Below are 13,523 nucleotides of genomic sequence, written 5' to 3'. Positions count from 1 at the left end.
AACAATGAAAACCGAACTCTCCGCCTTAAGCACTGACCGCCTTCGTGATCCACATCGCCGTAAATTTCTTGCCGGTTCCGGCGCGATCGGGCTGACCGGCTTTCTCAGCGGCAGCCTCACGCTTTCCGGAAGCGTACTGGCGCAGGAGAAGCCCGCGGGCAGTCTGCTGCTGGGCTTTCAGGCGATTGCCGCGTCAACCGCCGATGAGGTTGTGGTCGCACCGGGCTATCGTGCAGATGTGTTGATCTCCTGGGGGGATCCGCTGGTGAATGGCGCGGCCGCGTTTGATCCGCACGGCAACAATAGCGCGGAAGATCAGGAAAAGCAGTTCGGTGACAACAACGATGGGATGAGCTTTTTCGCGATCGATGACCAGCGAGGCGTGATGGCGATTAACAATGAATACGTGAACGAGCCGACGCTATTTGCCCACGGCGGCAGCAAAGCGACCAGCCTGGAAGATGTGAAGAAGTCACAGGCGGCACACGGCGTCTCCATCGTTGAAGTGAAGCGGGGCGACGATAATCGCTGGCAGGTAGTACGTCCTTCTGACTACAACCGCCGCATTACTGCCAATACGCCTATGCGGTTTTCCGGCCCGGCCGCAGGTGATAACGCGCTGAAGACCGCCGCCGACCCGCAGGGAATGCATGTCCTGGGCACCTTTGGTAACTGCGCCAACGGTAAAACGCCGTGGGGCACTTATCTCACCTGTGAAGAGAACTACGACACCTATTTTGGCACTCATCAGGCAGACTTTACCCCGACCCCACAGCAGAAGCGTTACACCCTGAATGCTGCCGAGCCGGAGCGCAACTGGTCTGACTTTGATCCCCGCTTCGATATCGCGAAAAATCCCAACGAATTTAATCGCCACGGCTGGATTGTCGAGATCGATCCCTTTGATCCTCACGCCGTGCCGGTCAAACGTACCGCGCTGGGCCGCTTTAAGCACGAGAACGCGGCTGTGACGGTCGCGAAAACCGGGCAACTGGTGGTTTACATGGGCGACGATGAGCGCGGCGAATATATCTATAAATATGTCTCCGACGACAAAGTCATCCCGGATGATGCCAAAGCCAGTCAGGGATTGCTGGATAAAGGCACGCTCTATGTGGCGCAGTTCAACGGCGATGCGCAGGGTACACCGCTGAAAGGCACCGGGCGCTGGCTGCCACTGAAGTGGGGTGAAAATGGACTCACCCCGGAAAAGGGGTTTAACAGCCAGGCAGATGTCCTGATCAATGCGCGTGCTGCGGCCGACGTGGTTAACGCCACGCGGATGGACCGGCCCGAGTGGATTGCCGTTAACCCGCACGATGGCCGTGCCTATTGCACGCTGACCAACAACAATAAGCGCGGCAATGAGGGCATGCCGGTCAATGCGGCGAATCCGCGGCCCAAAAATATCTACGGTCAGATTATCCGCTGGGATGAGAAGGGCGATGCTACGGCACAGACCTTTGAGTGGGATATCTATGCGTTGTGCGGCAACCCGATAGCGCATCCCGAGGGGATCTATCGCGGCACACCTAATATCACGGCGGAGAACACCTTCAACAGTCCGGATGGCCTGGGATTTGATGCGCAGGGGCGCTTGTGGATCCTGACCGATGGCAAGTACAGTAACAAAGAGGATTATCAGGGGCAGGGGAATAATCAGATGCTGGTGGGGGATCCTGGCAGTGGGGAGATCCGCCGGTTTATGGTCGGCCCCAAATCGTGCGAGCTTACCGGTATTACCTTCACGCCCGACTACAAAACGCTATTCGTGAATGTGCAGCATCCCGGTGAAGAGGGTGACTCACACTTCCCCAATAACAGCCCGCGTCCACGCTCGTCGGTGATCATGATCACCCGCGAAGATGGCGGCATTATCGGTGCATAAAACAGGATGCTGGCCTGACTGGCCAGCATCGCCGTTATAAGGCAGGCGGTGCCAGACTGTCGCTGGAGTCGAGCGCTTTCTCGCGGTTAGAGGGCTGAACCACATAGCGCTGCTCTTCCCAATGCAGCAGGGTCAGCGCGCCGCCCCAGCAGCAGCCGGTATCCAGTCCGATAATCCCCTCTGGCGTACCTTTGCCTTCCAGTGAAGCCCAGTGACCAAACACGATGGTGTAGTCACGTGCGACCGGTCCCTCAATGTTAAACCAGGGTTTCAGCGGCGGAAGGGCGGATTCAGGGGCATCTTTACAGATCATGTCCAGCTGGCCGTTGGGGAAGCAGTAACGCATACGGGTAAAGGCATTGGTGCTGAAGCGCAGACGCGCCAGGCCAGTCAGATCTTCACTCCAGTTGTTCGGCATGTCGCCATACATGGCATCCAGGAACAGCGGATAGCTGTCGCTGGCGAGCACCGCTTCAACTTCACGTGCACACTTTTTCGCAGTCTCAATATCCCACTGCGGCGTGATACCGGCGTGGCCCATCACCAGTTTTTTCTCTTCATCAACCTGTAACAGCGGCTGGCGGCGCAGCCAGTTGATCAGCTCGTCTGCATCGTCCGCTTCCAGCAGGGTGGTGAGACGATCTTTAGGCTTGTTACGGCTGATCCCGGCATAGACTGCCAGCAGATGTAAATCGTGGTTGCCCAGCACCAGGCGCACGGCGTCGCCCAGTGACTTCACATAGCGCAGGACCTCCAGTGAGCCAGGACCGCGCGCCACCAGGTCGCCGGTCAGCCACAGCGTATCCTGCTCGGGATTGAAATCGACCTGCTGCAGCAAGGCACGTAATTCATCGTAGCAACCATGGACGTCGCCAATCAGGTATGTGCTCATAACGTTTTATCCATCGGGAATGTGCCCGACGTATCGGGCAAAAGGCGTGAAAATCAGTGAATGTGGGTCTGAATGGCGAGGCGGAACACCGGGATCTCGACGTGGAAGGTATCGCCCTGATCGTCGACCATCACGTAATGTCCCTGCATGGTGCCCATCGGCGTTTCGATCACCGCACCGCTGGTGTACTGAAATTCATTACCAGGCGCAATAAACGGCTGTTCACCGACCACGCCTTCGCCCTGAACTTCCGTTTCGCGGCCGTTACCGTTGGTAATCAGCCAGTAACGTCCCAGCAGTTGCACAGCGGAACGGCCCAGATTGCGTATCGTAATGGTATAGGCGAAGACGTAGCGATCCTCATCCGGTGAGGATTGTGAGGCAACGTACTGGCTTTGCACATGGACGGAGACGCGGGCCGTTTCACTCATGACTTACTCCTGCGATTTTCCCTGATGATTAGCCAGCCAGTTTGCCAGCTGACAATATTGCGCGACAGAGACGTTCTCGGCACGCAGGGTTGGATCTATGGATAACTCTTCCAGTGCACCGGCAGCCACCATGTGGCTCAGGCTGTTGCGCAATGTTTTACGGCGCTGACCAAAGGCTTCTGTCGTGATACGGCTCAGGATACGCACGTCGCTGACCGGATGCGGCGGCTCGGCAAAGGGCACCAGACGCACTACGGCCGAGTCCACTTTCGGTGGCGGCGTGAAGGCGTGTGGCGGCACTTCCAGCACAGGAATAACCTGGCAGTAATATTGCGCCATCACCGTCAGACGGCCATATGCTTTACTGCCCGGACCGGCAACCAGACGGTTGACCACCTCTTTCTGCAGCATGAAGTGCATATCTTTGATCGAACCAGTATAGCTGAAAAGGTGGAACATCAGCGGGGTCGAAATATTGTAAGGCAGGTTACCAAATACCCGCAGCGGCTGGCCTCTCTCCTGCGCCAGCGCGGCGAAGTCGAAGGTCATGGCATCCTGCTGGAAGATGGTCAGTTTCGGGCCAAGGAACGGATGCGTTTGCAGACGCGCCGCGAGATCGCGGTCCAGCTCCACCACCGTTAAGCTATCGAGGCGTTCGCCCACCGGCTCGGTTAAGGCACCGAGGCCAGGGCCGATCTCCACCAGCGCTTCATCGCGCTGGGGATGAATGGCGGAGACAATGCTGTCGATAATGTACTGATCGTTCAGGAAGTTCTGCCCGAAACGTTTACGGGCGTAGTGCCCCTGATGGACGCGATTATTCATTACTGCTCTTGATCATAGTGATGGCGAGGTTAAGCGCCGTGATAAAGCTGCCCGGTTCCGCCTGACCCAGCCCGGCGAGTTCAAGCGCGGTGCCGTGGTCAACGGAGATCCGGATAAAGGGCAGGCCCAGGGTAATATTTACCGCGCGGCCAAACCCCTGAAACTTCAGTACCGGCAGGCCCTGGTCGTGATACATCGCCAGCACCGCATCGGCATGTTGCAGATATTTAGGCTGGAACAGCGTATCCGCAGGCAGTGGGCCGGTCAGTTTAATGCCCTGCTGACGCAGTTCATTGAGTGCCGGCGTGATGGTGTCGATCTCTTCACGTCCCATATGGCCGCTTTCACCCGCATGAGGGTTAAGACCACAGACGTAAATATGCGGCTCGGCAATGGCAAATTTCTGCTGCAGATCGCGATGCAGAATCGTGATCACTTCATGCAGACAGTCGCGGGTTACCGCAGCGGGGACATCTTTCAGCGGCAGATGCGTAGTCGCCAGTGCGACGCGCAACGCTTCTGTCGCCAGCATCATGACTACGCGATGGCCACCTGCGCGATCGGCGAAGAATTCGGTATGGCCGGTGAAGGCAATACCGGCATCATTAATAACACCTTTATGTACCGGGCCGGTTATCAGGGCAGCAAATTCACCGTCGAGACAACCGTCACAGGCGCGTGCCAGCGTAGCCAATACATAGTCGCTGTTGGCGACGCAGAGCTCGCCGGGCGTGACCGTCTCTGCCGTTTCAACAGGCAGGATAGTCAGTGTACCCGCCTGCTGTGGCAATGCTGCCACGCCAGGCTGATAGGGACGCAGGGTCAGCGGTAAACCGAGTTTTGCCGCACGCTGCTGCAACAGGGCAGGTGAGGCGCAGACGACCAGTTCAACCGGCCACGACTGCTGGGCCAGCTGAACGGTAAGATCGGGACCAATCCCGGCAGGTTCGCCGGGGGTGATCACTACACGGGCGTTACTGCGCATTGCCATCCAGAATCTTCACGTAGGCACTGGCGCGTTGTTCCTGCATCCAGGTCTGTGCTTCTTCTGCGAACTTACGGTTAAACAGCATACGGTAAGCACGCTCTTTCTGGGCTGCATCGGTTTTATCCACCTGACGGGTATCCAGCAACTGAATCAGATGCCAGCCGAAAGAGGAGTGGACCGGCTGACTCGTCTGACCTTTCTTCAGGCGCAGCAGTGCGTCACGAAACGCCGGATCAAAGACTTCCGGAGAGGTCCAGCCGAGATCGCCACCCTGGTTCGCCGAACCCGGATCATCAGAGTACTGTTTGGCCGCCGCGGCGAAAGTGGTTTTGCCGCTGCGGATGTCAGCTGCGATCTGTTCCAGCTGCGCGCGTGCCTGTTCATCCGTTAGAATCGGCGATGGCTTCAGCAGAATGTGACGCGAATGCACTTCGGTGACAGAGACATTTTTGCTCTCGCCACGCAGGTCGTTCACTTTCAGGATATGGAAACCGACACCTGAGCGAACGGGGCCGACAATATCGCCTTTTTTCGCGGTCGCCAGCGCCTGCGCAAACAGGGTTGGTAACTCTTCGATTTTACCCCAGCCCATATTGCCGCCTTTCAGCGCCTGAGAGTCAGCAGAGTAGGTTACGGCCATCTTGCCGAAGTCAGCGCCATTTTTCAGCTCGCCAACCAGCTGTTTCGCCAGCGTTTCCTGCTCATCAACCTGCTGCTGTGTCGGGTTTTCCGGCAGCGGCAGCAGAATATGGCTGACGTTCAGTTCGGTGCCCTGACTGTTCTGAGAGCCGATCTGAGCAGCCAGCGTATCGACTTCCTGCGGCAGAATGGTGACGCGACGACGCACTTCGTTATTGCGCACTTCAGCAATGGTCATCTCTTTACGGATCTGAGAACGATAAACGCTGTAGTTCATGCCGTCATAAGCCAGACGGCTGCGCAGCTGATCAAGGCTCATGCGGTTCTGCGCAGCGATGTTCTGAATCGCCTGGTCCAGTTGCTCGTCGCTGATCTGGATCCCTGCTTTTTCACCCATCTGCAGAATGATGTTGTCCATGATCTGACGTTCCAGAATCTGATGGCGCAACGTTTTATCATCCGGCAACTGCTGGCCTGCCTGCTGGGCCTGAGATTTAACCGTGCCCATCATGCCGTCCACGTCACTCTCAAGAACCACGCCGTTATTGACCACGGCTGCAACTTTATCAACGACTTGTGGTGCTGCGAACGCGGTGTTGGCACTGATTGCCACACCAAGAATCAGCATTCTCCAGTTCTTCATACTTTATCCATTGTTGGTTCCGCACTGCGGGATTGCCTGTCAAACATCACAACATCAGAAAGCGGGCTGGTAAGGAATAATGCCCTGACGCAGCATATCGTTGGTGCCTAAGCCATAGTTAGGACTCAGGCCACGCAGCTCAATGTTGAATGAGATTTGGTTGTCATATTTACTGTCGTTGTTTTCCCAGCCGTTAATTTTGCGTTCGTAACCGACCCGGATCGCGTAACAGCATGAGCTGTATTGCAGTCCAACCAGTTGCGACGCCGGACGCGTGTTGCGGGTATCGTAGTAGTAAGCACCTACCACGGACCATGCATCCGCAATCGGCCAGCTTGCCGTAGTGCCCACCTGTGAAATCCCGTTTTTGTAGATAGGATTTGTCACCAGCGCACTGTTATTCAGCGCCGTTGCCACATATTCCGGGCTGCTGTAACGGTAGCTCAGCTGTACCATGCGGTCGGCATCACGACGGTATTCCAGTACGGTATTGCCCTGGGAGACGTTGTCGAGTTTGGTGTCATATTGCAGTCCACCTCTGACGCCCCAGCGATCGCTGATTTTCCAGTATGTATCACCAGCCCAAATCAGGCTGCCGGTATCATCTTCTTTACTGGTTTGATTCACACCAGTACGAGAAGGGGTAAACGAGTAGATTTGACCCACAGAAACGTTAAAACGTTCAACAAGATCGGTATCATAAATACGCGAGGTGACACCGGTAGCCACTTCATTGGCTGACGCGATGCGATCCAGCCCGCTATAAGTACGGTCGCGGAACAGACCGGTGTAGTCGGTTTGCAGCAATGTTGAGTCGTAGGGATAGATGTTGCTCTGATTACGATACGGGATATACAGGTACTGCACGCGCGGTTCCAGCGTCTGGGTATAGCCCGCAGCAGAGTTCATATCGCGGTCAAACACCAGCCGTCCATCCACTTTAAACTGCGGCAGGGTACGGTTGACCGATTCATCCAGTTCGCCGCTCTTATCACCCCTGAGGCCATTGGCTGCGTTGTTATAGTAATCAACGTCAGTCTGCTGATAGTGGGTCGCCAGGAACTTCGCTTCGGTATCCAGACTGGCCCAGCCGTTTGACAGCGGCAGGTTCAGCGTCGGCTCAATGTGCAAACGGGTCGCTTCAGGATAGCGATCGCTGACGTTGGTAAATTTCACCGCCTGAGCATAGATCCGGCCATCAAACGGGCCAATATCGTTCTGATAGAGATTAACGTCCAGCTGCGGCATCGCGCGGTAGACGTTATTGCTGCTGTTATTGCCGAATACCTGGAAATCTTTGGTGGAGAGCGTGGCGTCCCAGTTAGTGTCGGCATAGCCAATGCTGAATTTCTGCGTGGCGTAGTTGTCAGTCGAGCTGTAGTACTTCGAGTCGAGATCGTTGAAGTAATATTTGTCGCTGACCTTGGTGTAGTCCGCGCTGAAACGCCAGTGCTGGTCATAAACACCCGCATGACGCCAGTAGAAGAGCCAGCGATCGGAGCTGTCATTTTCGGCGATGCCGCGCAGCGCTTTGTCGTTGTCGTACTGTTTATCGGAGCCGAGGTAGTCGAATTCCATCAGACCGGCACCCAGCGTGGTCAGATAACGGAATTCATTTTCAAACTTCATGCCGCGCTTACTGATGTAGTGCGGCGTGATGGTCGCATCGGCCTGCGGCGCGATGTTCCAGTAATAGGGCAGAATGAACTCGAAGCCATTATTACTGCCATATTTTGCGTTCGGGATCAGGAAACCGGACCGGCGACGATCGCCAATCGGTAACTGCAGGTAGGGGCTGTAGAACACCGGAACGGAACCGAGCTTAAAGCGGGCGTTCCAGATCTCCGCCACTTCTTCTTCACGGTCCTGGATCACTTCTGAACCCACAACGCTCCAGCTGTTGGAGCCAGGCAGACAGGAAGTAAAGGAGCCATTTTCCAGAATCGTGTAGCGGTTATCGCCGCGCAGCTTCATCTGATCGGCGGTGCCGCGTCCCTGACGATCCACCATCTGGTACTGACCATTCCAGACGTTGGTATCTTTGGTGTTGAGGTTTGACCAGGCTTTAGGACCTTTCAGGATGACCTGGTTGTCATCGTAGTGCACATTACCCAGGGCATCGACGGTACGCACTGGCGCAGTCTGGCCATCCTGCTGACGCTGATGAAGCTGAACCTCATCCGCCTGCATACGGCTGTTGCCCTGCTCAATGTTTACATTGCCGGTGAAGACCGCATCATCGGGATAGTTCCCTTTCGCGGCATCAGAGTGAATAGTGACAGGCAGCTGGTTCGTATTACCGTTCACCAGCGGGCGGTTGTAACTCGGCACGCCTAACATACACTGCGACATCAAATCGTCGGCAAAGGCTTGCTGGCTAATGGCTGCGCCGATCAGTGTGGCCAGCAGAGTAGGTATATGTTTTTTCATACGCGGTATCGAGAATTCCATGAAAACTGGCATCATGCCGACAATCGGGTCAGAGACTAACTTACTGCCCGGCGTTGCGCCAGTGTTAATCCTGGTCTGTCAGCGTTGCCGTTAGGCGCTGAGATAAATGACAGGTATGATAATGCAATTTTCAGCCGCAAGCATGGCGAATTGAGGAGTTTATGCGCTACTGGGGAAAAGTTATGGGTCTGGCGGTGGGATTACTTTCCGGCGCAGGCTTCTGGGGTATTGTGATCGGTTTGATCATTGGTCATATGATTGACAAAGTACGCGGCGCGCAAGGCAAGGCTTACTTCTCAAATAATCAGACCCGACAGACGCTGTTTTTCAGCACCACCTTTCAGGTGATGGGCCATCTGACCAAGTCAAAAGGGCGCGTCACGGAAGCGGATATTCAGATTGCTTCACTGTTAATGGAACGGATGCAGCTGCACGGCGACTCCCGCAGTGCAGCCCAGCGTGCGTTCCGCGAAGGCAAGCAGGCGGATTACCCGTTACGCAGTAAATTGCGTGAACTGCGCAGCGCCTGTTTTGGCCGGTTCGATCTGATTCGGATGTTCCTGGAGATCCAGATTCAGGCCGCCTTTGCCGACGGCTCACTGCATCCCAACGAGCGTCAGGTGCTCTATGTGATTGCTGAAGAGCTGGGCATTTCACGGGTCCAGTTCGATCAGTTCCTGCGCATGATGGAGGGTGGCCAGCAGTTTGGCGGTGGTCAGCGCAGTTCGGGCGGTTTCCAGCAGGCGCAACGCGGCCCAACGCTGGAAGATGCCTGTAGCGTGCTGGGTGTGAAGAGCAGCGATGACGCCACCACGATCAAACGCGCTTACCGTAAACTCATGAGCGAGCATCATCCTGACAAGCTGGTGGCGAAAGGGCTGCCGCCAGAGATGATGGAGATGGCGAAGCAGAAAGCGCAGGAAATTCAGGCAGCGTACGATCTGATTCGCAAAGAGAAAGGCTTTAAGTAATCACTGTGACGCCTGGCCTCTTCTGCAACAGAGGAGGCCACGGTGACAGGCAGTCGACTTCAAAAATCGGCGGGCTGACGAAACGTCATGGCATTACCAAATGCCGGATGGGTAATGGTCAGTGACTCCGCATGCAGCAGCAAACGGGCTGCCATCACTTTGGCCTCCGGGTGCGCATAGAAGTTATCCCCCAGAATCGGATGGCCCAGCGCCAGCATATGTACCCGCAGCTGGTGTGAACGGCCGGTAATCGGCTTCAGCGACACGCGCGCACTGTTATCCGCACGATATTCCAGCACCTGATACTCCGTCTGCGCGGCTTTGCCGGTCTCGAAGCAGACCATCTGCTTTGGACGATTTGGCCAGTCACAAATCAGCGGCAGATCAACCAGTCCCTCTTCCTTTTCAGGATGCCCCCAGATACAGGCCACGTAGGTCTTGGACGGCTCCCGTTCGCGGAACTGGCGTTTCAGCTCGCGTTCCGCCGCTTTGGTCAGCGCCACCACCATTACGCCGCTGGTCGCCATATCCAGCCGGTGAACAGATTCTGCCTGCGGGAAATCACGCTGTATCCGCGTCATCACGCTATCTTTATGCTCATCCAGACGACCGGGTACCGAGAGCAGACCGCTGGGTTTGTTCACCACCATGATATGCGCATCCTGATAAAGGATGTGCAGCCAGGGTTCACGCGGTGGATTGTAAGGTTCCATGGGGCTTTCCAAAAATAAGGGGCCATGCGGCCCCTGAGCTTACTGGTGTGTCACCACAATCAGGCGCAGCGCGTCGAGACGCCAGTTAGCCTGATCGAGACTTTCCAGCACCTGTTCGCGATTGCTTTCCAGTGCCTCGACTTCATCGTCGCGGATGTTCGGGTTGACGGCTTTCAGCGCGTTAAGACGCGAAAGCTCAGCACCCAGCTTCTCGTTCGCTTCAGCACGTGCCGCATCAATCACCGCACGCGCTTCGCTGACCACACTCTCTTCGGCCTGTGTCAGAATCGCATGCACATCCTGCTGCACCGCATTCACCAGTTTACTGGCGGTATGACGGTTAACCGCATTCAGCTGACGGTTAAAGCTTTCGAACTCCACTTTGCCCGCCAGGTTGGTGCCTTTAGTATCCATCAGCAGACGGATTGGCGTTGGCGGCAGGAAGCGGGTCAGTTGCAGATGCTTCGGTGCCTGCGCTTCAACGACATAGATCAGCTCGACCAGCAGGGTCCCCACCGGCAGCGCCTTGTTCTTCAGCAGTGACAGTGCGCTGCTGCCGGTATCGCCTGACAGGATCAGATCCAGTCCGTTACGAATCAGCGGGTGTTCCCAGGTGATAAACTGGGTATCCTCGCGCGACAGCGCCTGATCGCGGTTAAAGGTGATGGTGCAGCCATCTTCCGGCAGGCCTGGGAAATCGGGCACCAGCATGTGGTCGGAAGGGGTCAGCACGATCAGGTTATCGCTGCGATCTTCCTGATTGATGCCGACGATATCAAACAGGTTGAGTGCGAAGTTCACCAGGCCAGTATCGTTATCCTGCTCGCTGATGGCATTGGCCAGCAGCTGCGCTGATTCACCGCCGTTGGAGTTCAGCTCCAGCAGGCGATCGCGACCCTGTTCCAGCTGCGATTTCAGCGCGTCGTGCTGTTTACGGCAGTCAGTGATAAACGCATCGAAGCCTTCATTGTTCTCCGGCGCGGCCAGATAGCCGATCAGCTGCGAATGGACGCTGTCATAGATGGTACGGCCGGTCGGGCAGGTGTGCTCGAACGCGTCCAGCCCTTCGTGATACCAGCGCAGCAGCACCGCCTGTGCGGTCTGCTCCAGCCACGGCACCAGAATCTGAATATCGTGCGCCTGACCGATACGATCCAGACGACCGATACGCTGCTCCAGCAGGTCCGGGTTAAACGGCAGGTCGAACATCACCAGACGGCTGGCAAACTGGAAGTTACGGCCTTCAGAACCGATCTCGGAGCATAGCAGCACCTGCGCGCCGTTCTCTTCTGAGGCGAACCAGGCGGCAGCACGGTCACGTTCAATAATCGACAGACCTTCGTGGAACACCGCGGCGCGGATGCCTTCACGTTCACGCAGCACCTGCTCCAGCTGCAGCGCGGTGGCGGCTTTGGCGCAGATCACCAGCACTTTTTCTTTACGGTTGCTGGTGAGATAGCCCATCAGCCATTCGACGCGCGGATCGAAGTTCCACCAGGTGCCGCTGTCGCCTTCAAATTCCTGATAAATCTGCTCCGGATAGAGCAGGTCACGCGCCCGCTCCTCGGCGCTTTTGCGCGTACCCATAATGCCGGAGACTTTAATTGCCGTCTGATACTGCGCTGGCAGCGGCAGCCGGATCTGATGCAGCTCGCGTTTCGGAAAGCCTTTCACCCCATTACGGGTGTTTCGGAACAGCACGCGGCTGGTGCCGTGGCGGTCCATCAGCATGGCGATTAGCTCCTGACGCGCTTCCAGCTTGCCGTCACGATCGCTGTTGGCGACCTGCAGCAGCGGCTCAATGTCCTGTTCGCCGACCAAATCGTTGATCCGGTTCATCTCCTCCTGGGAGATCGCCTTGTCAGCCAGCAGCGCTGTAACCGCATCGGCAATCGGACGGAAATGCTGCTGCTCTTCAACAAAGGCAGCAAAATCATGGAAACGGTCCGGATCGAGCAGGCGCAGACGGGCAAAGTGACTCTCCATGCCGAGCTGTTCCGGCGTCGCCGTCAGCAGCAGCACCCCGGCCGTTTTCTCAGCCAGCTTTTCGATGACCTGATATTCACGGCTGGGTTCGCCTTCGGACCAGGCCAGGTGGTGCGCCTCATCCACCACCAGCAGATCCCATTCGGCATCGGCCAGCAGTTCAAGACGCTGTTTGTTACGGCGAACAAAGTCGAGCGAACAGATGATCAGCTGTTCCGTTTCAAACGGGTTATCGCTGTCGTGCTGCGCTTCGGTGTAGCGATCGTCATCAAACAGCGCAAAGCGCAGGTTGAAGCGGCGCAGCATTTCAACCAGCCACTGGTGCTGTAAGGTTTCAGGCACCACGATCAGGACACGCTCAGCACGACCCGCCAGCAGCTGCTGCTGGATGATCATCCCGGCTTCAATGGTTTTACCCAGGCCCACTTCATCGGCCAGCAGCACGCGCGGTGCATGGCGACGGCCGACATCGTGGGCGATATGCAACTGGTGAGGGATCAGGTTAGTGCGCATACCGCGTAAGCCGCTGACAGGCAGGCGATATTGCTCGCTCTGGTATTTACGGGCGCGGAAGCGCAGGGCGAAACGATCCATCCGGTCGAGCTGGCCAGCAAACAGACGATCCTGCGGCTTACTGAATACCAGCTTGCTGTCGAGCATCACTTCGCGCAGCATCACGTCGCTTTCTTCGGTATCCAGCCGGGTACCGATATAGGTCATCAGGTCATTTTCGTTGCGTACTTCATCGACGCGCATCTGCCAGCCTTCGTGGCTGGTGATGGTATCACCCGGATTAAAGATGACGCGGGTAACCGGCGAATCGTTGCGGGCGTAGAGGCGGTTTTCCCCCGTGGCCGGAAACAGCAGGGTGATCATGCGGGTATCGATCGCCACCACGGTGCCCAGTCCCAGTTCACTTTCCGTATCACTAATCCAGCGCTGACCTAATGTAAAAACCATATTTTTTTTGCTCAAATTTTAACGTTTTTAGAGGTGTTCCCAAAGCTCAGGCAATAGCGTTACCGCCAGACAAACAAGGCCTGGAGCGGGAGTAAGAGCGGTGAGTTTCAGGAAGGGCGCTATGGTACTGGATGGC

General features: G+C 56.4%; 10 protein-coding genes. 2 read left to right on the top strand and 8 right to left on the bottom strand.

Features of this window, described 5'->3' with window-relative positions; genetic code table 11:
• Positions 1–4 precede the first annotated feature (4 nt).
• Complete coding sequence (locus F3I44_RS09010; RefSeq protein ID WP_150010875.1) at positions 5–1,888, top strand: PhoX family phosphatase; 1,884 nt, start codon at positions 5–7, stop codon at positions 1,886–1,888.
• A gap of 34 nt (positions 1,889–1,922) precedes the next feature.
• Here F3I44_RS09010 and apaH read toward each other — a convergent pair whose 3' ends face one another.
• The 6 genes from apaH to lptD are packed head-to-tail and all read right to left on the bottom strand — an operon-like array spanning position 1,923 to position 8,736.
• A complete protein-coding gene (gene apaH, locus F3I44_RS09005) occupies positions 1,923–2,780 on the bottom strand; it encodes a bis(5'-nucleosyl)-tetraphosphatase (symmetrical) ApaH (protein ID WP_150010873.1) in 858 nt (285 codons plus the stop codon).
• 53 nt (positions 2,781–2,833) lie between these two features.
• Positions 2,834–3,211, bottom strand: coding sequence for a Co2+/Mg2+ efflux protein ApaG (gene apaG / locus F3I44_RS09000; protein ID WP_150010871.1), 378 nt, complete (start codon positions 3,209–3,211; stop codon positions 2,834–2,836).
• A gap of 3 nt (positions 3,212–3,214) precedes the next feature.
• Positions 3,215–4,036 (bottom strand): 16S rRNA (adenine(1518)-N(6)/adenine(1519)-N(6))-dimethyltransferase RsmA, encoded by an 822-nt coding sequence (gene rsmA / locus F3I44_RS08995; protein ID WP_150010869.1) that lies wholly within the window; start codon positions 4,034–4,036, stop codon positions 3,215–3,217.
• Complete coding sequence (gene pdxA / locus F3I44_RS08990; RefSeq protein WP_150019379.1) at positions 4,029–5,021, bottom strand: 4-hydroxythreonine-4-phosphate dehydrogenase PdxA; 993 nt, start codon at positions 5,019–5,021, stop codon at positions 4,029–4,031. Before pdxA ends, rsmA begins: the two co-directional genes overlap by 8 nt.
• A complete protein-coding gene (gene surA, locus F3I44_RS08985) occupies positions 5,011–6,306 on the bottom strand; it encodes a peptidylprolyl isomerase SurA (protein ID WP_150010865.1) in 1,296 nt (431 codons plus the stop codon). The genes pdxA and surA overlap by 11 nt, the downstream gene beginning before the upstream one ends.
• Before the next feature lie 54 nt (positions 6,307–6,360).
• A complete protein-coding gene (lptD, locus tag F3I44_RS08980; protein ID WP_150010863.1) occupies positions 6,361–8,736 on the bottom strand; it encodes an LPS assembly protein LptD in 2,376 nt (791 codons plus the stop codon).
• A 182-nt stretch (positions 8,737–8,918) separates the two neighbouring features.
• On the opposite strand from lptD, the gene djlA reads away from it, so the two are divergent.
• A complete protein-coding gene (djlA, locus tag F3I44_RS08975) occupies positions 8,919–9,728 on the top strand; it encodes a co-chaperone DjlA (RefSeq protein WP_013356743.1) in 810 nt (269 codons plus the stop codon).
• Positions 9,729–9,787: 59 nt separating this feature from the next.
• Here the strand turns inward: djlA and rluA are convergent, their stop codons facing one another.
• A complete protein-coding gene (gene rluA, locus F3I44_RS08970; RefSeq protein WP_150010861.1) occupies positions 9,788–10,441 on the bottom strand; it encodes a bifunctional tRNA pseudouridine(32) synthase/23S rRNA pseudouridine(746) synthase RluA in 654 nt (217 codons plus the stop codon).
• A 39-nt stretch (positions 10,442–10,480) separates the two neighbouring features.
• Positions 10,481–13,387 carry an RNA polymerase-associated protein RapA gene (rapA, locus tag F3I44_RS08965; protein ID WP_150010859.1) on the bottom strand — a complete coding sequence of 969 codons (2,907 nt, stop codon included), beginning with the start codon at positions 13,385–13,387 and terminating at the stop codon, positions 10,481–10,483.
• Positions 13,388–13,523: the final 136 nt, after the last annotated feature.

Source organism: Pantoea sp. F_5, from assembly GCF_008631595.1.
GTDB lineage: Bacteria > Pseudomonadota > Gammaproteobacteria > Enterobacterales > Enterobacteriaceae > Pantoea > Pantoea gossypiicola.
This window is presented reverse-complemented; position numbering and strand designations above follow the sequence as displayed.